Source organism: Anaerostipes sp. PC18 (genome assembly GCF_039789045.1).
GTDB lineage: Bacteria > Bacillota > Clostridia > Lachnospirales > Lachnospiraceae > Anaerostipes > Anaerostipes hominis.
The window spans coordinates 223,621-245,617 of record NZ_CP121164.1 but is presented as its reverse complement, the minus strand read 5'-3'; the positions used below and the strand labels follow the sequence as shown (position 1 = coordinate 245,617).

Sequence of the window (21,997 nt, the reverse complement as noted above, 5' to 3'; positions counted from 1 at the left end):
ACTCCTATTAAATCAATTATCTACATTTTTGAATGCTTCTATAAATAGTTCTCTATCTCCTTTTTCAAGTGTTCTGCCGTCAGCCCAAATTCCTCTTGTAAAAATTCCGGCGTTCCGACCTGTCCGAATCTTTCATTTACACCTACTCGCTTAAACGGTACTGGAATATTTTCTTCTGCTATTACTTCAGCAACCGCACTTCCTAAACCTCCATAAATTGAGTGATTTTCAAATGTAATAATTAATTTCTTGTTCTCCGCCTCTTTTTTTATCAATTTTGTATCTAAAGGTTTGATCGTAAACATATCAATTACTTCAATTGAATGGCCTTCCCTTTCTAATTGTTCAGCACAATCCATAGCTTCTGATACTAACTGACCAGATGCAACCAATAATATTTCTTCTCCTTCTTTCAAAACATTTCCTTTTCCAATGGTAAAACCAGAACCTTTTTGATACACGTTTCTGACATCTTTTCGGTTTCCTCTGACATAATGAATTCCGTCCATAGCCGCAAATTCTTTTAAGATCCATTCCATCTGCACGTCATCAGCTGCATCACAAACAACGGCTCCTGGTATTTCTCTCATCAATGCCACATCTTCCCATGTTGTATGGGTTCCTCCGTTTGCCCCGACTGCAAACCCCGGATCAGATCCATAAATATTGATGGTATTTTCTGCATATGCTCCAGACAGATACAATTGATCAAATACTCTTCTTGTTGCGAACGGGCCAAAAGTATGTACAAAAGGTTTAAATCCTGTAACAGATAAACCTGCTGCAACGCCGATCATATTAGCTTCTGCAATTCCACATTGTACAAATCGGTCTGGATTGCTCTGCTGGATCTTTGTAAATCCGCTGGCTCCGCCCAAGTCAGCTTCCATGGCAACCACTTTGTCATCTGAGTCCATGAGCTCTTGTAAAGTTTCAACTACGCAATAGCGTAATTCTCGACCTTTTTCTTGTCTGTTTTCAGCTAATTTAAACATTCCTTTTCACCCCCTTCAATGACTTTTTGCAGTGTTTTCATGGCTTCATGGTTTGCCTCCAGAATTTCTTCATTATTAAACTTGACTGAATGATTCCCTGCAAGCTGTTCAAAATAAGGAACCCCTGCTCCTTTCACAGTATCTAAAACAATACACACTGCCTGATTACCTACTTCTTTTGCCCTGCAGATAGCCTCATTAATTGCTTCTTCATCATCTCCTTTTACTGTTTCTGTATGAAATCCAAAGGCCTTCATCTTATCGGCAATGCTAAAAGGATTCATGATTTCCATTGTTGTTCCATCCAACTGTTTCTTGTTTTCATCGATAATAACAATACAATGATTGAGGCGGTAATGTGCAATATATTGAAATGCCTCCCAACATTGCCCTTCGTTTAATTCACCATCTCCTACAATCAAATAAACATATTGGTCAGATCCTTTCATTCGGAATCCTGTTGCAATCCCTGCTGCCGCAGAAGTTCCTTGTCCCAAAGAACCTGTCGTCATATCAACACCTGGTGTTTTTAAACGGTCAGGATGCGATGGCAGTCTGGTCCCTCCATCATTTAAAGTGCTCAGCCATCCTTTGTCGAAAAAATTTTTTTCTGCTAGTGCAGAATACCATACTGGTCCTGCATGGCCTTTGGATAAAACAACCATATCCCTATCCTCCCAGTTAGGATTTTGGGGATCATATTTCAGCTGTTTTCCGTATAATACACTCATCAATTCCACAATAGATAATGAGCCCCCTATATGTCCATACCCGCGCTTTTCCAGCATCTCCAACACATCCAAGCGGATCCGGGCAGAAAGTACCTTTAACTGCTGCAATTCACTTTTCTCCATAAGTTCTGCCTACTCTTTCTCAATCTCTGCTTTCAATTTTGTTTCTAATTCCGCTTTGTCCATGATATTGTCAAGAATAATAACTCTTGGCAGCTCCTTTACAAAATTAGCAAGGTCTTTTCCGACAACAAATAAATCTGCCGCTCCTTCTGCAGCATCCGATAAAGATGAATGAGATACCGAAATCCCTGAAGCTCCAAGTTTTTTAAGTGCTTTTTCCACATTCATACGAACCAGCATGCTGGAACCTAATCCTGAACCACAACAACACATGATTGAATGTACCATAACGATTACCTCCTAAAATAAATTAGATTATTGTACCTGTTTTTTTGGTGCAACGATATTAAAAATGATTGGAAGCAGGAATAATACGATGCATACTCCAAACAAACCGCCGTCTTTGATAAATTTTGTTATATTTCCTAATATAATTCCCAAGATTGAGAAGTCAGCATCTGAAAATGTACAGTTTGCAAAATTTAAAGATCCCATAACTGGCATACAAATCGCCGGAAGGAATGTGATCAGCAGCCCGTGCAGAAATGATCCCGCCAAGCAGCCTTTTAATCCGCCTTCTGCATTGGCAAAGACACCAGCAGATGCACCGCAAAAGAAGTGAGGAATAACACCAGGTAAAATCAATGCCACCGGAATCAACGCTTTGTTGATCGCTCCAAGTATAAATAATCCTAAAATTCCGCCTACAAATGATGTCAGAAAGCCGATCAGCACTGCATTTGGCGCATATGGGAAAATAACCGGACAGTCAATAGCTGGCTTTGCATTTGGTACAAGTTTTTCTGCAATACCGCGGAATGCAGGTACGATTTCACCAATGATCAAACGGACACCACTTAAGATAATATATACCCCGCCAGAAAAGCTGAATCCTTTTGTGATTGCCCATACCAACCAGTGTGTATTTGTTTCACCCTGGAAGAAAGCCGCGATGGTTGGATCGCTCATTCCATCCCTCACTACAACTGCAACAAATGTAACAATGATAAAGAAGATTACCATAGTCAATCCAATCGCAACGGTTGTATCTCTCAAAAATGAGATTCTCTGAGGAAAATTAACCTCCTCTGTTGATTTGCTTTTTCCTTTAAATAACTTTCCTATCTGTGCCGAAAACCAATACCCTGATCCTCCAAAATGTCCAAATCCCAGCTCACTCGTACCAGTGATTTTTTCCATCGTTGGCTGGCAAAGTGCCGGAGAGATTACCATGATAAGTCCAAGCATCAGACCTCCGCCAATCCATAATAAAGGCCCGCTTAAGTTTCCTACATTTAAGATAACCGCGATCATACAAGCCATGTACAGTGTATGATGACCTGTTAAAAATATGTAGTTCAGTCTCGAAAATCTGGCCAGAACAATATTGGCGATCATGCCTAAACACATAATATAAGCGGTATCCTGTGCAAACTCTTTTAAGCCTAATGATACGATCGCTTCATTATTTGGTACAACTCCCTGCATGTTGAATGCATAATTAAAAATTGTTCCAAAATCATTCAAAGACCCTGTTTGCAGAAAACTTGATCCAGCTGTCAATACTAGAAATCCAACGATTGTTTTTACTGTACCTTTTACTACATCCTCGGCCGGCTTCTTTTGCAAAAGCAATCCAAATAAAGAAATGAAACCCACCAAAATTGCTGGTGTTGATAAAATATTAATAATAAAATCCATTTTAAATCCTCCTATATTTATGAGATGTCTGATATCCTATTTGTCTTCAGTTGCGTGAATGAACAAATCATATATTTCATTTTCTGTTCTGGCATTCAATATATTCTGCACACTGTCCTGCTCAGAAAATAATTGCGACATTGCCTGAAGGATTTCCATATGAGAGTCTGAATCTGTCGCTGCAAGAGTCACCATAACTCTTACATTGTATCCATCCTCTTTAAATTTGATTGGTTCTTCTAACAATGTAATTGCAATCTGCCGTTTTAGTACTCCCTGATCTGTACTTCCATGAACCAATGCTAGATTCTCGCACAGTACATAATAAGGTCCTAATTTTTCAGTGTTCTTAATGATCTCATCAATATATCTTGCTTCACAATACCCACCGTTTACTAATGGCTGCACTGCTACATGGATTGCTTCCCTCCAATCTTTTACTTTCGATATAATCTGGATATTTTCCTTTTTTAGCATGTTATATATTTCTTTCATGTCTCCTCCTGTACAATTTTACAGATGGTATTTCTTATACCCTTGGCACTTTTCAGCTTCCAAATCTTTTCTGCATTTTCGGGTACTTCAAAAATCGTCATAATGTCGTTTAACATTCGGATATGCGTTACCTGATCTTCTGCACATAAAGTCAAAATAATCTTTGCTTTTCGTTCCTGTCCATCCAACGTATGGAATAATACTGGCTGCTTAAATATAGTAAATGATATCCCCAAATGTTTTGAACCATCTTCAATATCTGAATGTGCAAGAAAAACAGAGTCTGTAATAAACATATATGGTCCATACTGCCTTGTTTTATCCACAATACTTTCTAAGTAAGAGGGAAGAATATAACCATCATTGATTAATTTTTCTCCTGACATTCTGACAGCTTCTACCCAACCCATTTTTTCCTCAACGATGCGGATAAAAGGCTCCTCCAACATCTGGCAGATTCCTTTGTGTTGATTTCCCTTTTTTACATATGTCTTAATTGCCGTATTGGAAAAATAATCTGTTAATTCTGTTTTAAATTTGCGCAGATTGTCCTGTGTCATATACTTTGCTGCAAGTCCTGCAATAAAGGAAATATCAGCACTGTTTCTGTTCTCTATCCGCATACATTTTTTTAAGATTAAAATCCTATCATTGTCTGTCAAAATCGGATGAACCAGGATAAGATTCTTTTCTTCGGGAATTGCAATCGTGGAAATTACAACATTATAATTATGCTCTTTGTGATAATTTTTCATTGAGATAATATCAACTGCATGGGCATTTGGAACTAAAGTGTGGATTTCTCCGCATAACATATTGGCTGTACTTAATCCGTTTGGGCAGACAACCAAGACCCTTAATTTCCGTTTTTTTTGCTGCCCTGAGTTAATAAATGCTCCAAAATGCAATGTTATGTACGCAATCTCTCCCTCAGGAATAGGAACACCAATTTCACTTTCCAAATCTTTGCAGGCTCTGCTTGAGACCTCAAACAGATCACCATACTCATTTTTAATATCATGCAGCAGAGGATTTCCCAGTTGTATTCCATACCGGTAACGGTACAACGAAGTCTTTAAGTGGGCCGCTATTGCTTCGACCAATTCCTCTTCTCTTGTAAATTCAATACCCGCAAGTCTTGAAAACGCCTTAACTAAAATCTTTGAAAGCCGCTGATACTCCTGTCCGCTTTCTTCATTTCTGAAATTGACAGAAATATTCTGCGTTCTGGATCCAAGCAGATGTAATGCAAGATATAACTGTTCACTTTCCTCAAAATCAGTAAATTGTTTTGATACAATTTCATACTCTATGCTATGCATAATTTCCAGTTTTTCATTTTCTGTAAATTCAACGATATCGGTTCGGTTTTCAATGGTTGAAAAAAAAACTGCTATGGAATATAACGTTCCTGCAACATACTGGGTATCCAGTGCATCTTCAATGTCTTTTAACTTATCCAGAATCTGTTGTACTTTGTCTGGAGCATCTAATGGAAGAATTCTTTTTTTATAAAAGTCTGCAATGGAGTTAAAATATAAGAAATAAATGCTCCGTTTTCGTACTAAATCTCCTGTAATGTGATAACCTTCTCCATTTTCATAGGTCAGGAGAAGCTGATATTTAGAGATTTCTTTAGTCGCTTCCTTTATGTCATTAATGATTGTATTTCTGCTTACCTGACAAAGTTCCATAAAATCATCGATATGAAGATTTCGGTTTCTCTGCAATATAGAACAAATAATAATTTTTTTTCTTTCCACCGGTGAAAATATGTAAGGAAGTTTGGGTGAGATCTCTCTTAATCTTGTACGGATTAATCCTTTTTTCTGCTCATCAATCAAGATTCCTTTTTTTCTTTCAATTTCTAGTGGAGCTATCCCTTGGGTTTCCATCCACTCACTTATTTTTCGTATATCATAATAAGCACTTCGTTTAGAAATTTCTTTTTCTTCTGCAATTTGCTGTACTGTGATATATTCATCTCTGTACAATAAATACTCCAGTATTTCATAGCATCTTACATCTAAGTTATACGAGATTGACATTTTATACCTCCTTGCATCTTCCATGCTTTAAGATTAACTAATGAAAATACACTCGTAAAGTCCAAGAAATGTTCAATTTCTTTCTACAGAAATGCAAAATTTGCACAGTCCAAAAAATGTTTACTTTCTAATATTTTTTGTGCAGACTTTTATATTCTAAAAGCCAGAGGTTCATACCTATCAGAACAGAAACAGGACGGCAAATGCTTTTCTAATAAACAAAAAAAGCAGCCTTTTCGGCTGCATATATAGATATCTTTACATTTCAATTTCAATCTCTTCTCTAACTGCTCATTCACCCCCCAAAACATAACCTTCTCTCCTCTTCAAAATCATATTCAGCCATATTTCTTCATCTCTCCCCGGTCTTACATCAGACGTAATCCATGTTTCCTCAACAATAAAAACTCCTGTATCATCTACCAATCTGTGCAATCGCTCCTCATTCAAGTCCGTAAAATATCTTCCATTCCGCTCTCCCTCGAAATGTCCATATTTAAATGAAGCATATACAATCCCTTGATGTCTTAATGCCTTTGCCATTTTAGGAAAAACTTCCTTAAGCTCATTTACCGACAAGTGAAGAATAGAGGAACAGGCCCAAATTCCATCATACCTATCTTCCTCATCCAGTTCATGAAAGTACCTGTGCTTCACCTCAATTCCTGTAAAATCCGAAGCCATCCTGCACAGTTCCTCTGATCCGTCCAGCGCCTCCACTTGATAACCCTGACTCATAAAATACTTAGTATCACGCCCGGAGCCGCAGCCAAAGTCAAGCATCAATGCACCTTTCGGAAGCCTCTCACAAAAACGCTTCTGATTATATTCCATGTTGGCTCCAACTGTATTGGAGACAAATTCTTTGGCATTTTCGTTGTAATACCTGATTGTTTTAGTGTGCATAAATCCTCAGCCTTTATCTATTTACTTCAATAATTCCTTCAGTTCTTCTCTGGTAAAGCTTGCGCTTCCCATTCCTTCTCCGCCCAAAATCTGCTCTGCCAATTCTTTTTTCTTTTCCTGGAGCTTCACAATGTTGTCTTCAATGGTTCCCTCAATGATCAGGCGATAGACCATAACCACATGTTCCTGTCCGATCCGGTGTGCCCTGTCTGTGGCCTGATTCTGTACGGCCAGGTTCCACCACGGGTCATAATGAATCACGATATCCGCGGAAGTCAAATTTAACCCGGTACCCCCTGCCTTTAGGGAAATGCAGAAAACCGAAGTATCGTCATGATTAAAGTCTTCCACCATCTGGGCCCGTTTTTCTTTGTTTACCGATCCGGTAAGCGTATAAAACGAGATTTTTTCAGCTTTCAACCGCTCTTCCAATATAGAAAGCATGGATGTAAACTGAGAAAAAAGGAGAATCTTATGCCCTCCGCTGACTGCATTCTTTATAAGATCAATACACAGATCGGATTTTGCAGACCCTCCTGTATAACCTTCAAAAACCAGCTCGGGGCTGCAGCAAAGCTGTCTTAACCGGGTAAGCTCCGAGAGTATCTGGAGCTTAGAGCTTTTAAATTCTTCTTCCGACTGCTTATCGAGCATCAACCGCATCCGTTTTACATAGGCATCATAAAGCTTCTGCTGCTCCCCTTCCATCCTGGCATAATAATTTTTTTCCAGTTTGTTGGGCAGATCTTTTAACACATCCTTTTTTAAGCGCCGCAGCACAAAGGGCCTGATCATCTTTTGAAGACGCTTTATCTCATTCTCACTGTTATCCTGTACGATTGGAAGCTCCAACTCTTCACGAAACCTCTGATAAGAATATAAAAATCCCGGCATGAGATAATCAAAAATACTCCAAAGTTCACTCAAGCGGTTTTCCACTGGAGTTCCTGTAAGAGCCAGCTTAAACCCTGCATTCACCATCTTGACTGCTTTGGCTGCCTGAGTATTATGATTCTTAATATACTGTGCCTCGTCAATGATCTGGTTGCTGAAAGTCATATTTTCATAGAGGTCAATATCCCGCTTCAAGAGATCATAGGAAGTGACGAGGATATCCCGGCTGCCTGCATGTTTGATGATAGACTTTCTGTCTCCGGCCTTTCCCACAACCATCTGGATCGGAAGGTCCGGAGCAAACTTTCGGATCTCGCTCTGCCAGTTAAATACCAGCGATGCAGGGGCCACGATCAGACTTGGACTGTTTCCTTCTTCCTCCAGGTATTCAGATAACAGAAATGCAATCACTTGAAGTGTTTTCCCAAGCCCCATGTCGTCTGCCAGAATTCCGCCGAAACCATTGTATTTTAAAGTCTTGATCCACAAAAATCCTCTTTTTTGATATTCTCTCAGGATAAGTTCCATTTTGGCAGGGATTTCAAAATCATTGTCCTCCACCGTTTTCATATTCCGTATCAGGGCCTTAAACTCTTTATCCTTGTGGGCGGAAACCGACTGCCATTCTTTCAGCTCCTCGTCCAGATAAAGGGCGTGGTATTTCGGAAGGATCACCTGCTCCTGTTCCAGCTGCTTCTTCGTCAGGTGAAGCCCTTCTTTCATTTCCAGGAGGGCATTGATCCCCTCTCCTTCCATATTCACGAAATCACCGCTCTTTAAACGATAAAATTTCTTTTTCCGATTGTATTTTGATAAGATCTCCAAAAGCTCTTTTCTCGGCATATCTCCCGCGGTCATCTTTAACTCCAGCAGATCGCCGGAAAGAGATACTCCCACAGCCACTTTCGGCGCCGGGGCAATGTTGATTTTCTTCAGGGCGTCGGAAATATATACTTCTGCAAACTGCTGCATGGCAGGAATCCCGTAGACCAGCAATTCATAAAGCATCTCCTCATCATTGGCCAGGACCATGGTTTTTTCATCTTCATCATAGGCATTACAGTAACGGGAAACGATCCTGGCGGCTTCTGCTTCTTTTTTCAGATCCCGGCCCCCTGTTTTCTGGTTCTTTTCAAAAACATGGTATTTCTGTTCTCCGTACACCGCATCCAGCTTACATGTAATAAAATCTTTTTGAGGTGCATCCAAATATACTTCAAATGTGGCCGGCACTACCCCATAGTCCTTCTCGTCAAAGCTCTCTCTTGTGCAGTCAAAATACTTTTCCAGCACGGGCAGGGCTTCTCTGCAAAACACAGGCACATCTGCCGTTTCTATAAAAACCTTCCGCTGCGGCAGATTTGCCATACAGGACAAAAAATCATTGATGGGCTCCAAAAACGCTCTGCTTACTTTGTAGATCTTTCCTTTGCAAAAATAAATATTGTGTTTGATGCCCTGGAATCCGAACAAATAGTTAACCTCTACGTCAATTCCCTGTTCCTGACCTGTAATCTTCATGGTCCTGCACAGTGAATCCTTTGTCACATGCCAGAGTTTCTCCGGCATCCTGCTGATTTCCGCCGAAAACTCCCGGTCTCCCACTGCTTCTAAAAACAATTCCAGATCCCCTGTTGTCAAAGGGGCTTTTCTTAATTTCATTGTGGAATCTGTATATGAATACCCATAATAAGAAATCTGCATATACTTAATCCGGTTCTGAGCAGTCCACGACTGTATAAATTCAGCCAGTTTTCTTGATTCACCGTCAAACACTTCCATATCATGAATAAATTCCAGTTTCTGCCCATAAGCGAATTTCTGTTTATTCTGTAAAGCATCTGCAAAGGCAAAGACATCTTTTAATACATACATATAAGACGTTCCGATCTTAAACTCCAAATAGATTTCGTTGTCCGTGCATGTTAAAAATGGTTCCAGATGCACTTTTCCATAAATATCTTCCTGGACGATGGGCAGGGTGCTTTTGAGCTGCTGCTGTGAAAGAAATGCCTTCATAGCCGGAGTCGTCTTTGGTTTCCATCCATCACCGGCCATAAGTTTATTCTTCATGTCTTTCATTATCTGAAGCTTTGCAAGGCTTTCTTCTTTCCTCTGTTCATACTGCCAGACAGCTTCCTGTGTTTCTAAGTAATCTGCATATTCAAACAAGACAGCTACACAGTGCTTGCATAATCCCTCATATTCTCTGAACGCCGGACATGTGCAGTACGCATTTTCCAGCCACCCTTCTTCCATATTATATTCCAAATCGACTTCATACATATTTCTGCCGCTGCCCTGTACGGCGGCGTATATATAATCAATTTGGCCGTCTTCCTCCACGGAATATTCCAGAACAGCGTCTGAACGATACAGGTTTCTTCCTCTTTTATAAGAATTTTGATCTGCCAACGCACGTATTTCTGATTGATCCAACATCTTACCGCAACCGCCCTTCCCTTTTATACAAAAAATGCAAAATGACTCTCAAATTTATTATATGTCATAAGATATTTCCAATCAAATAAAAGTTCCCAAAGACAGACACTCTTTGAGAACTTTTGACCTCACCCTATGAAATTTCTGTATTATACTATTGGTAGCTTATGTTTTTCTTTGATCACAGAGAGAGCCTCCTCATCCGCAAATATGGCAGTATGAGGATGAAGTTTAAGGATTGATGCCGGGACTCTCGGCGTAATTTCACGCAGTGGGTATCAGAAATAAAGGCATCCCCCGGCTCATTGAAACCGATATGTCCATTAGCACCCAGCCCAAGAAGCTGAAGATCAATCCTTCCCTTTTCTGCGATGATCTCCTCATACTCACGGCATGCTTTATCAGAATCCTCTTCTGCCCCGAGTCCTTTATATTCATCCAGATTAATGGTGGTGAGCCCTGAAAAATCAAGCTGTCCCTTCTGATGCCATTCCACCAGCCGGTCATAAACTCCGATCGGTGTAGACCCCGTTGACAGTCCGAGAACTGCCCTGGGATTCATTCTTATTTCGGAAGCAATGATCTCTTCCGCTTTTTGACAAATTTCTTTATAATCTTTTCCTTAATAAATTGTCATAAGATAAACTTCTGTGTTTTAATCTCTTTTAACCTGAACTTTCTGTCCTGTCTTCAGGCTTTCGTGTACAGCCTCCGCTACCAATTCCGCCTGCAGCCCGTCATTCCCGTCTGCAATGAAAGGAATATCTTTTTGCAGACAATAGATGAAGTCGTTAATCGGCTCAATCCCAAATCCGCTCGGCCTGCCGCAGTTATTTAAGATAAAATAAGAGTTGGGCGTGCGCTGTTTCTCATGGTCAAACATTTCCACACCGCGGTTCTGTGAATCAATTCGGAACATAGCATTTTCACAGAGGATCTGTGTCCTTCCGTCATTGTTTTTTGCAAATCCTTTCGGAAGAATCCAGGAATTTTCCACTGTCCAGTAACATCCGTTTTCCATCTTTAATGTGGCTTGGATCGAATCATACGTATCAATCCCCTTTGATTTTAAGACCTTTTTTGTCCCCACGGCGGATACTTCTTCTACTTCGCATCCCATGTACCAGCGGATCTGATCATAGCAGTGAGTGCCGAGGAAATGGACCGGACTCGACTTGTCCGCCCAGCCAAACCATTCCGTCGGGACGTCGATGATGTCGTCCATATTCATATACCCGCGGACAGGAGCTCCTGTTTCCGCTTTCTGCAGTTCATTTCTAACATTGATCGCCGCCGGGTCCCATCTCTTATGATAATCCACCGCAACACGCACCTTATACTTTTCGGCTTCTGCAATAATTTTTTTCGCGTCCTCTGAAGTCGTAGCCAAAGGTTTTTCCACTAGGATTGGTTTCCCATGGCGGATAGCCGCCAACGCCGGCTCCATATGAAAGGCATCGGGGGTCGCAATAGACACCGCATCGATTTCTTCTTTATCCAGCATTTCATTGACATCATTGTAGGTCTTGACCTCATACTGTTTGGCTATTTTATCCGTGATTTCTTTATTCAGATCACACACCGCCACAAGATTTGTATTCGGATTCCATGTATAGGCATTCACATGATTAATTCCATATATTCCGGCTCCCACAACGGCTACATTCATAACTTTCATCTTTATAATCTCCTTTGATTTTTTTCAGCTTATTTATATAGCTTTATTTAAAAAATACCTATTAAGGCACACAATATAGAAACTGCGATGATGCCAATGACAATCTTTCCGGTTCCGATTTTTTTATGTCTGACTAAATAGTAAATCAGGAACAAGGCCGCCAGCGGAAAGACTCCCGGAAAAATCCCGTCCAGTTTTTCCTGAATGACAACACTGCTAATCTTTAACGGAGTTGTGAGTGTGACCATGGACGCGGTCATCGCTCCCATCATAAACATCGCAAGCACATTTGCGCCGGAAATCACGTCCTGCATGAGGCCGGAACCCATAATAGTTTTGATGGAACTTCTGCCCTTTTTATAAGTCAGATTTGTAAAAAATACTAACTCGACGATACAGTACATCACAAAAGCGAGTAACACTGCAATCGCAAACGGATTCCCCGCTGCCGCCAATGTGGCTGCTGCTATTTTAAACAACGTGCCAATGATACCCCAGTCAAAACTGTCTCCCAGAGCCGCCACCGGTCCCATAAGCCCGGTCTTCAAACCTGTGATAGCTTCTGCCGGCATCACTTCCGGTTTTTTGGCCCTCTGTTCTTCCATTGCAATGGTCGTTCCGAGGATCAGTCCGCCAGCAGTCACGTTACAGTTATATAACAGCAGATGGCGTTTTAATGCCTCCGCCAGGTCTTCTTTTTTCGTATACAACTTTTTTAAAATCGGTGCGATACTTCCGCAAAATGCAATCCCCTGCATATTTTCAAAATTCAGTGGCATCTCCGCCGACATATACCAGCGGAACATGGCTTTATTTAAATCTTTTTTTGTCAGTGCAGGGGCTGTATCCGCCGTCGTTACTTCCTTACTCATCGCTGCTTACCTCCTCCATAATCTCTCTCTTCTGGAACACATAAATAAATGCAATGCAGATTCCAATGATTCCGGCCGTCAATGAGTTAATCCCTCCAACCGAGATCACAATGTACCCAAGAAACACATACGGGATCAGTTTTTCTTTTCCAATCATATTCATGATGAGAGCAAATCCCAGGGCCGGCAGGATACCTCCCGCGACTTCTAAACCGTGAGTCACAAATGTCGGAAGAGCATTCATCAGATTTACAACTACATCCTGCCCCACCATGTTGATAATAAACACCGGGAGAAACAGAAGCGGAATTGCCAGGAGCACCGGAAAAAGTGTCGCACATCTCCAAATGCCTCCCGCGTTTCCTTCCTCCGCATAATCATTTGCTTTCTTTACAAAGTATGTATTTACCACTTTTCTTAAGTTGGTCACAAAAGAGCCAAGCAGCCCGACCGGCACAGCCAGTGCGATGGCGGTCGTTGCACTCATGCCTGACCCAATTGCAATAGGAATCACGCAGGTCGCCGCCAGGCACTCATCTGTTGGCAGATTTCCGCCCGGCGCGATAATTCCCGCAAACACAAGGGCAATCCCTCCGCCGATGATCAATCCCTGCATTGGGTGACCCATCAATAATCCTGCCACAAGTCCGACGGTTACCGGACTCGAAATAAACAAAAAACCAAAGTACGAAAAGATCATTCCTCTGCACCACCAGTACATGATCCCCATCGTGACCGCAATTACCACAGTACTCATATTTTTAACCTCCTACATTTTCTTTTTAACTGCATCAAAATTGATGGCAGAAATTTCAGGGATGGGCTGAACCGTAATTTCAACTCCCTCTGCATTCAGTTCTTCTAATTTTTCCAGTTCCCCTGCCGAAATCGCCACGCCGCTTGTAATTAAATTCTTCCCGTCTTCGTTGGGAACTGCCCCTACATTGAGAGAAGAAATTTGAACCCCTTTCCGGATCGTCCGGCAGCAGCTGTCAATATCTTTAAAAATAAGAAACACCGTATCGTTGGTTTTATCCAGAACGCTTTTTGCTTTATTCACAGTTACAATGTCCACAGCGGTACCCTTGGGCACTGCCATTTTGTAAATATCACTCATAAATTCATCGCTGCCCAGCACGTCATCCACAAGCACGATCCTTCTTACCGGGCTTACCTTTAACCATTTTGCGACGACCTGTCCGTGAATCAGACGGTAGTCAATCCTCACCATTTTAATATCCGCCATCTGTACACCTCCACTCTTCAATTGATTTGTTAGGACACAGGATTCCATCCTTGCCTGCCTCTGTACACTCCAAGATCAAATTGTCCAGAGAATTGTTCTCTCTGCATGATACAAACTGAATCAGCATCGGAAGATTGACACCTGTCAAAATCCCTACATTTTTTCTCATAGAAATTTTTAACGCAACGTTTGACGGTGTTCCTCCGAATAAGTCTGTCATGATCATGACGCCGGCACCTTCATCCAGACTTTCCACGTATTGCTCCAGTTTCTTTTCTCCAAGTTCAATGCTGTCTCCCGGGTTTAAAGTCCATGTCTCACAATTTTTCAATGGCCCCGAAAACATCTCGGCACTTTTCACCAGTTCTGCACAAGTATTTCCATGAGTTGCAATAATTAATCCGACCATTTTCTCCTCCTTTCCAGGTCTATTTTAAGGTTTCCTGACACTCGGCATACAATTTCCATATCATGCATCATTTCGCCTCTGCAAATATATACAGCAAAACCTGTGCCAACTTTTATTTTTTGCAATAAAAAAAGCCTGTATTTTTTAAAACCGCATAAATACAAGCTCTTTTAGCACTTTATTTTTTAAATATTTTTTATCAAACTATAAATCATATGAATTTCCATATGGTTAATCGACACATTATACTGGGCTTCTATGACAGAAAAACTTTCCTTTAAGTTTTTTATAAAGCTTTCCCGACACTTTAAACTTTGTGTCGGATTACTCTCTGATAATTGTCCTTTTTCCAGGATCAGTCGTTCCACCATCACACAAATATGAATATAAAGCATTTTTTTCAAATCAATAGGATAATTCTCTCCCTCCAAAATTTCCAGCCTCGTCACTGCTTTTTCCACATCGTCTAAAATCTTGTCCGGATTGAGAATCGTCAGCTGGCCGATCAGGTTTCTTATGGTAAAACTGCGGACAATATTTTCAATAAACTTCTGAACCTTTTCCTTATCAAAATATTTGCCTACTGTTGCATAAATGACCTCTTCTCCCCGTTTGTCTATCAGTTCATTCAAATGAATCGCGGTATAATCCTCCGCCTCCAATTTACTCGTAGTAACAACAAACTGTACATTATACTTCCGGAAAACATCACACTGGCTCCCGTTCCTCTGCAAATCCGGAAACGGCACCTCCACTACCTCCAGTTCGATTCCTTCCAGGCACTCTTTGAGAAGAGTCTTCATTTTCACCGCAGTCCCAAGCCCCGTGATACAGCATAAAACGATGGCTTTCGGTTTCTGTCTGCTGGGCACATACGACTTTTTTGTCACATGGTGAGACAGAATATTGTCCATAATACTCTGAAGATCTTCATGACGCAGGATTCTCTCTCCCGCTTCTAATGCCATTTCCGTAGTAATATTGTTGACAATGCCAAGATCCCCTTCAATATCGTCTTTTAAATCCTTGGATATGCTCAGCAGCGACCCCATATCTACAAAGATCAGCAGGCCTTTTGACGTATTGGTATTTTTCAAATATTTTTTTATCCTCGACACAATTTCACTTTTCGGTGTATCGTATGCCATATCAAACGCCTCAAAGATATAGGTCTCAAACACCCTGTTCACCGTGCTTGCAATGCTGGACGCTGTCGCAGGTCCGTGGGATACAATAATGGCATTGGTATAATCCCCATCCTCCTTTGCCATACTGTAAAAATACAGCATAACAAATAATCTCACAAACCAGGGACTTGTCTCATAATCCATGGTCTGGTGAATCATCTCCGTAAAAATCAATCCCATTTTATAGTAGCGGTACATGACCGGCTGCAGTTTCCTGACGATGATCTCGTATTGACTGTCATCGGGTTTGTCACTCTGATTATTCAGGTCATATAAGATTTTTACAAACACCATCTCCATAACCCCATTGTATTTTAAGCCGTAATTGTCCTGAAGATACACTAAAATATTGTTGACCGCCTGGTTATAGAGATTTTGTATAAATGGGTCCATTTCCCGATAAATGACATCGTCTATCATATGATTGATCTCATCATAAATAATTTTGCGGAACCGAACCTTTGATATCTTCTTTTCCAGATATTCATATACTGCCGTGACAATGGTCTCTGCCGGGAAATACACATGGATCTGCTCCGTTGTCAAAATATACTGAACCGACTCTTTTTCCGATGAAATCTCAACGTCTTGATTTACATAAGGAACTGAACCGATGCCTGTCATAAACTTCTGTGTATCTGATAAATGTCTCAGCTTTAACGGTACTGTCCCCTTTTTATCTTCCGCCTCATTATAAGCCTTTGTACATGACAGCTTAATAATATTGCGCAGGCTCCCGATGTTCCCTTTTCCCTGAAAGGTCAGCAATCGGTTGATCACATTGCTACTCACCAAAAAGCTGCATTCCATGACAAATGTCTCCTGATGAATCAGATAAATGATCAGCTGATATCTTTCCTCCAGAGTCCGCTCGTGAAACGGAGGAAGTGTCACCTCCACCGGAATCCTTCTTAAAAAAGTATCCAACATGGATTCCTTCCCCTCTGTCGTAGCGAAAATCAGCCTGACATTGAGTTCAATGTTATGTCCATTATCACCGACCCGTGACACAACCCCTTTATCCATATAATGAAATAATTTCTCCTGTCCTTCCGGAGAAAGACGGTGTACCTCATCTAAAAATAAATACCCATTATCCGCTTCCTCGATCAGCCCCCTCGTATCTGTGTGGGCCCCAGTGAAAGCACCTTTTTTATATCCAAACAAGACAGAAGACAGCAGTTCCTTATTGTTTGCATAGTCTGCACAGTTTAAAACGACAAACGGGGCATCCTCTGGTATTGTGTGGATATACTTTGCATATTTATAAATGTACTCGGCCAGCAGACTTTTTCCCGCGCCACTTGGGCCAAACAGTAAAATAGGCATATCCCGTTTGAGATATATCGCAGACAGCTTGCACTTTTCCACCGTCTCCTTCAGACTTTTGTCCGCACCAATAAAGGACGCAAACGGATCGTCGGAAAATACCGAATCTTTTTCTATATAAGAAAACATCACCGGACGTGTTTTCTCCTTCCGGACGATTTCATCTCTGGCAAGCTCATTTAAGATAGCACTGGCTGTATTCCTTTGAATCCCCAGACAATCGGCGATTTCTTCTGCAGTCTGCTTATTTCTGTTTTCCTGAAGAAGTTTTATAATGTTGTTTTTGTTTCCTGGTTTTCCCATTAATCTCTCCCATGCCATTGGATTTGTGGTTGGCTTTCCTTATAAGAGAAATATAGCATGGCAGTGGGGTTTTGTCACTTGTGAATGTGTTTTCATATACTGTAGCTGCTTTGCTCTTCCGACCGATTTCCATGAAACTTCTTTTCAGACTCTTGTTTTTAGAAATCGAGGTTGACATTTGTCCCTATATGGGCAGGCATTACATGTCTCTATTTTGAAATATGCAACAGAGCGATCATTTCCAGAATCATATGTGCATTCTTCAGGAGAACTGCCATTCACGCATTCTATCAAAAAGTGTCCATCCTCAAAAGCCTGCCGTTTGTGGACGTATTTTGATGTTGTATGTTAAAAAAAAATCTGGTCTACTTGGCCATAATGGAGTAGACGCTTGATCCTTTAATAAAACTAGGTTTATCAAAGCAAGTAATTCATTAAACAAGATCTCTACATCCTGTGGGTTCATAAGAATCTGCTCATCTTCTGTCTGAGGTATACCCTCTATTTCATACTTTTTCTAACCAATCCATATATAATATTTTTCAGCACAATTTTTATATGCTCTTTCCAAATTTTCAATAAGTGATGTCATTGTATCCTTATTTTGAATTTGAAGTAACATGGTCAAAAAGTCAGCATCTGTAAAATATACTCTACAACCATTCTTTAAGTACAAAAATCTCGTAAGTTTCCCCTTCCTAATTATGTAGTTCTCGTTTATTTTTCTTACGTTCTCTCCAATATCTTTCATCTAAGTCTTCTACAAAATTACTCATCCCTTTTCCTTCAGTGAATTTTGAATCCATAATAACTATTCAAATAATTTTGTAATATCTCGATACCGATTTACCACCCGGTAAATCTCAACATACTTTTCTCCAACTTTATAAAAGATTACATAATTTTCCCATACTGCATACTTATAATTTGTTCGGAAACTGACTCTTTTGGAAAGATCTGCCCCCATCTCGGGAAACAGTTGAATATTCTCAAATTTACTATAGATTTCTTTGATCGTCTTTGCAGCATATTCTGCATTATCCTCGGCAATATAATCACAAATCTCTTTTAAATCCGCTGCAACTAATGGGTTAATTCGTAATTTCAGCATAGTCTAATCCCCCATAAGTGCTTTTAATTCATCCAAACTGAGCCATCCTTCTCCGTCTTTAACTGCCTCCTCTGCCTCCTGTAGCTTCATTAATAGTTTTTTTTCTTCACGATCCCTCTCATAATCTTCTATATCAAGCACTACAAAACGTCCTCTTCCATTCTTTGTCAAAAATACTGGTTCTCCCGTCCGGCAATTTTTTAAAACTTCATTATAATTTCTCAAATCAGATACTGGTAAAATATTTGCCATATAGACCGTCCTCCGTGATTTATCATTATTATTTCTATACTTATTATACGCAAAAGTGCTGTAAAATTCAACTTAAAATTTTACAGCACTTAATTATAGTTATTCTTCGCCTTCCTCACTGTACTCTTTGATTTCAGCAGCTTCAATATCAAAAGCATTCTCCTCTGCTGTTATCTCATGATCCGGATTACACAAAAGCGTATCCTGTAAAGATGCTTTCAATGCATTATTGGCACCTGCAACTCCATACATTACTCCCAGGCAAAGAGTCAAGATATTCAGTGTCTCCGTGTCAAACTTTTTCCCTTTTTCTGTAACGTCAATTTCCGGGAATCCATACAAATACAACAATTTTTGTGTCACTCGTAGCATATAACCATAGTACTGTGCAATATCCGCTGGAATTGTTGCTGCCATGGCAAAATCGCCGGATGTTGATAATGCTGCTGAAATATTTAGGTCAGCAGTTGGGATTCAGTGAAGTGCAGGCTGATGCCCGCATTGCACAGTACGAAAAAAGCTCTCGCAGTCCAAAGGAAAACTATCTAAATGCACTAGTTATGTAGGACTGATGCACACCTTATTTGCATTAGAAGACCTTTATGGGCTTCATATCGGAGAAATTGACAGAGAACTCTGCCTCCGGTTAGATAAATCCAAAGGAACCACCTACCTTTCTATGTTTGATATGTTCCATGCATGGCAGAAACAGGCAGAAAAACTTAAATCCAGGAAAATTACCAAGGAAGAATATGATCAGTGACGGTACAATTACCCGAAAAATACAAAATAAAAGCCGAAGAAAAAAGGCCTTACCAAATTGATTTCTCTCAATTCAGGAAGACCTTTTTTGTTGGTTTCACACATATTACCTGATAACCATCGGATTGATAATAAATAATACCAAAATCTCCAGTGTTATCATTTTGTTATCAAATAGAACCTCTAATGCCCGGGAATGCCCTGTTTATAAGGGTTTCCAGATTTTTTCATTATTCAAACTCAATCGTAGCCGGTGGTTTCCCCGTACAGTCATACATCACTCGATTGACATGTTCCACTTCATTCACGATCCTGGTAGTCACTTTTCCAAGTACTTCCCAAGGGATCTGTGCCGCATCTGCAGTCATAAAGTCTGATGTATTAACAGCTCTCAACGCAATAGCATAGTCATAGGTTCTTCCATCCCCCATAACTCCCACTGACCTCATATTTGTCAATGCTGCAAAGTACTGTCCCAGTCCTTTATCCACTCCAGCTTTTGCAATTTCTTCTCTGTAAATTGCATCGGCATCCTGCACGATCTTAACCTTTTCCGCTGTCACTTCCCCGATGATACGGATTCCAAGTCCCGGTCCCGGGAATGGCTGTCTCATGACAAGATATTCCGGAATACCAAGTTCTCTTCCGGCCTGTCTTACTTCATCTTTGAACAGGTCGCGGAGAGGCTCGATGATTTCCTTGAAATCTACATAGTCAGGAAGTCCTCCCACATTATGATGGGATTTGATGGTGGCAGATTTACCGACACCGCTCTCAACCACATCCGGGTAAATGGTTCCCTGAACAAGGAAGTCCACAGTTCCGATCTTCTTTGCTTCTTCTTCAAATACACGGATGAATTCTTCACCGATGATCTTTCTTTTCTGTTCCGGTTCTTCCACTCCCGCTAATTTCTCATAAAATCTGTCCTGAACGTTCACTCGGATAAAGTTTAAGTCATACGGTCCTTCCGGTCCGAAGACTGCTTCTACTTCATCACCTTCATTTTTGCGGAGCAGTCCATGATCTACAAAGACACAGGTCAGCTGTTTTCCGACTGCTTTCGCCAGCATAACGGCTGCCACAGAGGAGTCCACACCTCCGGACAATGCACAGAGCACTTTTCCGTCTCCAACTTTTTCACGAATGGATTTGATCATGTCATCCACAAAAGAGTCCATATTCCAGTCGCCCTTGCAGCCACATACTTTGTATAAGAAATTATAGATCATTTCTTTTCCCTGTTCTGTATGCATAACTTCTGGATGGAACTGGGTTGCGTAAAGCTTCTTGTCTGCATTTTCCATGGCTGCCACCGGGCATACCGGGGTTGTCGCCGTGATCTTGAAGCCTTCCGGTGCTTCGGCGATGTAGTCGGTATGGCTCATCCAGCAGACTGTTTTATCACCCACACCGTCAAAGAGCTTGGATGAATTGTCCAGCTCCACTTCTGTGCGGCCGTACTCGCTGACAGGTGCAGTCTCCACCTTGCCGCCGAGGACATGGGCCATCAGCTGGGAACCATAGCAGATACCCAGAATCGGGATTCCCAGTTCAAAAATTGCTTTTTCGTATGTCGCGGAATCTTCTCCGTAAACGCTGTTCGGTCCTCCAGTGAAAATGATTCCTTTTGGATTGTATTTTTTTATTTCTTCAAGTGAGGCAGTGTAAGGTTTGATTTCGCAGTAAACGCTGCATTCTCTGACTCTCCTTGCGATTAACTGATTATATTGTCCCCCGAAATCAAGGACAAGAAATTTCTCGTGGTTCACGGGCGTTCCTCCTATATTCCTATATAACTTTATAAAATAACCTATATTCTTATATATTATAAGGTAGGCATGGTGTTTTTACAACTCAATTCTTCCCTGATCTCATTGATTTTGACAGCTTTTGGTGCTAGAATGATAAAAAAGTCGAATGAAATGGAGAATTTTATGAAATTATTAGAGGAACGCATTTTAAAGGATGGAGTATTAAAGGATGGGGGAATCCTTAAAGTTGACAGTTTCTTAAACCACCAGATGGACATCGGGCTGCTTCAGGAAATAGGAAAAGAATTCAGAAGACTGTTTCCGGAAAACATCACCAGAATCTTGACCATTGAAGCCTCAGGGATTGGAATCGCGACGATTGCAGCACAGTATTTTGACAATATCCCGGTTGTATTTGCAAAGAAATCCATGTCCAAAAATCTGGACGGAGACCTGCTGACCTCTAAGGTAATTTCTTATACAAAAGGACTGGAATTTGATATTTTCGTAGAAAAGAAGTTTCTGTCCCCGGATGACAATATTCTGATCATTGACGACTTCCTTGCCAATGGCCAGGCATTAAACGGATTGATCGATCTTGTCAACGGCTCCGGCGCTAATCTGATTGGATGCGGTATCGTGATCGAGAAAGGTTTCCAGGACGGAGGACAGATCATCCGCGATAAAGGTGTACATTTAGAGTCTCTTGCAATCGTGGAAGACCCGAAAGACGGAAAATTATGTTTTAGAAAACAATAA

Annotated in this window: 21 protein-coding genes and 1 pseudogene; 2 read left to right on the top strand and 20 right to left on the bottom strand. The window is 40.8% G+C overall.

The window, feature by feature from the left end:
- Nucleotides 1-38: 38 nt before the first annotated feature.
- From P8F77_RS01280 to P8F77_RS01190, 19 genes and pseudogenes are all read right to left on the bottom strand, one after another.
- Nucleotides 39-995, bottom strand: a complete 957-nt coding sequence (locus tag P8F77_RS01280) for a transketolase C-terminal domain-containing protein (RefSeq protein WP_024728835.1) — start codon at nt 993-995, stop codon at nt 39-41.
- On the bottom strand, nt 983-1,783 hold the full coding sequence (locus P8F77_RS01275) for a transketolase (protein WP_235824617.1): 801 nt from the start codon (nt 1,781-1,783) through the stop codon (nt 983-985). Before P8F77_RS01275 ends, P8F77_RS01280 begins: the two co-directional genes overlap by 13 nt.
- Before the next feature lie 75 nt (nt 1,784-1,858).
- Entirely contained in the window at nt 1,859-2,137 is a 279-nt protein-coding gene (locus P8F77_RS01270) for a PTS sugar transporter subunit IIB (RefSeq protein ID WP_024728837.1), read from the bottom strand.
- Nucleotides 2,138-2,164: 27 nt separating this feature from the next.
- Nucleotides 2,165-3,550 carry a PTS ascorbate transporter subunit IIC gene (locus P8F77_RS01265; RefSeq protein ID WP_024728838.1) on the bottom strand — a complete coding sequence of 462 codons (1,386 nt, stop codon included), beginning with the start codon at nt 3,548-3,550 and terminating at the stop codon, nt 2,165-2,167.
- Nucleotides 3,551-3,586: 36 nt separating this feature from the next.
- Nucleotides 3,587-4,045, bottom strand: a complete 459-nt coding sequence (locus P8F77_RS01260) for a PTS sugar transporter subunit IIA (RefSeq protein WP_024728839.1) — start codon at nt 4,043-4,045, stop codon at nt 3,587-3,589.
- On the bottom strand, nt 4,042-6,093 hold the full coding sequence (locus P8F77_RS01255; protein ID WP_024728840.1) for a BglG family transcription antiterminator: 2,052 nt from the start codon (nt 6,091-6,093) through the stop codon (nt 4,042-4,044). The genes P8F77_RS01260 and P8F77_RS01255 overlap by 4 nt, the downstream gene beginning before the upstream one ends.
- A gap of 291 nt (nt 6,094-6,384) precedes the next feature.
- Nucleotides 6,385-6,999 (bottom strand): class I SAM-dependent methyltransferase, encoded by a 615-nt coding sequence (locus P8F77_RS01250; RefSeq protein ID WP_024728841.1) that lies wholly within the window; start codon nt 6,997-6,999, stop codon nt 6,385-6,387.
- A gap of 21 nt (nt 7,000-7,020) precedes the next feature.
- Nucleotides 7,021-10,335, bottom strand: coding sequence for a DEAD/DEAH box helicase (locus tag P8F77_RS01245; RefSeq protein WP_287518162.1), 3,315 nt, complete (start codon nt 10,333-10,335; stop codon nt 7,021-7,023).
- Nucleotides 10,336-10,484: 149 nt separating this feature from the next.
- A pseudogene (locus P8F77_RS01240) lies at nt 10,485-10,939 on the bottom strand (hypothetical protein).
- Nucleotides 10,940-10,990: 51 nt separating this feature from the next.
- Nucleotides 10,991-12,013: a Gfo/Idh/MocA family oxidoreductase gene (locus P8F77_RS01235; protein ID WP_024728843.1), complete on the bottom strand. Its 1,023-nt coding sequence runs from the start codon at nt 12,011-12,013 to the stop codon at nt 10,991-10,993.
- 47 nt (nt 12,014-12,060) lie between these two features.
- Nucleotides 12,061-12,885 carry a PTS system mannose/fructose/sorbose family transporter subunit IID gene (locus P8F77_RS01230; protein WP_024728844.1) on the bottom strand — a complete coding sequence of 275 codons (825 nt, stop codon included), beginning with the start codon at nt 12,883-12,885 and terminating at the stop codon, nt 12,061-12,063.
- Nucleotides 12,878-13,642 (bottom strand): PTS sugar transporter subunit IIC, encoded by a 765-nt coding sequence (locus P8F77_RS01225; RefSeq protein WP_148459537.1) that lies wholly within the window; start codon nt 13,640-13,642, stop codon nt 12,878-12,880. Before P8F77_RS01225 ends, P8F77_RS01230 begins: the two co-directional genes overlap by 8 nt.
- A 12-nt stretch (nt 13,643-13,654) precedes the next feature.
- Nucleotides 13,655-14,131, bottom strand: coding sequence for a PTS sugar transporter subunit IIB (locus P8F77_RS01220; RefSeq protein WP_024728846.1), 477 nt, complete (start codon nt 14,129-14,131; stop codon nt 13,655-13,657).
- Nucleotides 14,118-14,540, bottom strand: coding sequence for a PTS sugar transporter subunit IIA (locus tag P8F77_RS01215; RefSeq protein WP_148459538.1), 423 nt, complete (start codon nt 14,538-14,540; stop codon nt 14,118-14,120). Before P8F77_RS01215 ends, P8F77_RS01220 begins: the two co-directional genes overlap by 14 nt.
- Nucleotides 14,541-14,725: 185 nt before the next feature.
- Entirely contained in the window at nt 14,726-17,359 is a 2,634-nt protein-coding gene (locus P8F77_RS01210; protein WP_287518154.1) for a sigma 54-interacting transcriptional regulator, read from the bottom strand.
- Between the two features lie 517 nt (nt 17,360-17,876).
- Nucleotides 17,877-18,110, bottom strand: coding sequence for a hypothetical protein (locus P8F77_RS01205; protein WP_287518152.1), 234 nt, complete (start codon nt 18,108-18,110; stop codon nt 17,877-17,879).
- Between the two features lie 60 nt (nt 18,111-18,170).
- Nucleotides 18,171-18,470 carry a type II toxin-antitoxin system RelE/ParE family toxin gene (locus P8F77_RS01200; protein WP_024728850.1) on the bottom strand — a complete coding sequence of 100 codons (300 nt, stop codon included), beginning with the start codon at nt 18,468-18,470 and terminating at the stop codon, nt 18,171-18,173.
- Between the two features lie 3 nt (nt 18,471-18,473).
- Nucleotides 18,474-18,722: a type II toxin-antitoxin system Phd/YefM family antitoxin gene (locus tag P8F77_RS01195; RefSeq protein WP_287518148.1), complete on the bottom strand. Its 249-nt coding sequence runs from the start codon at nt 18,720-18,722 to the stop codon at nt 18,474-18,476.
- A gap of 99 nt (nt 18,723-18,821) precedes the next feature.
- Nucleotides 18,822-19,139, bottom strand: a complete 318-nt coding sequence (locus P8F77_RS01190) for a hypothetical protein (RefSeq protein ID WP_287518146.1) — start codon at nt 19,137-19,139, stop codon at nt 18,822-18,824.
- Nucleotides 19,140-19,293: 154 nt separating this feature from the next.
- On the opposite strand from P8F77_RS01190, the gene P8F77_RS01185 reads away from it, so the two are divergent.
- Complete coding sequence (locus tag P8F77_RS01185; protein WP_330607107.1) at nt 19,294-19,485, top strand: hypothetical protein; 192 nt, start codon at nt 19,294-19,296, stop codon at nt 19,483-19,485.
- A 229-nt stretch (nt 19,486-19,714) separates the two neighbouring features.
- Here the strand turns inward: P8F77_RS01185 and guaA are convergent, their stop codons facing one another.
- On the bottom strand, nt 19,715-21,256 hold the full coding sequence (gene guaA / locus P8F77_RS01180; protein WP_024728868.1) for a glutamine-hydrolyzing GMP synthase: 1,542 nt from the start codon (nt 21,254-21,256) through the stop codon (nt 19,715-19,717).
- Nucleotides 21,257-21,421: 165 nt separating this feature from the next.
- Here guaA and P8F77_RS01175 point away from each other — a divergent pair, with 165 nt between their 5' ends.
- Nucleotides 21,422-21,997, top strand: a complete 576-nt coding sequence (locus P8F77_RS01175) for a xanthine phosphoribosyltransferase (RefSeq protein ID WP_024728869.1) — start codon at nt 21,422-21,424, stop codon at nt 21,995-21,997.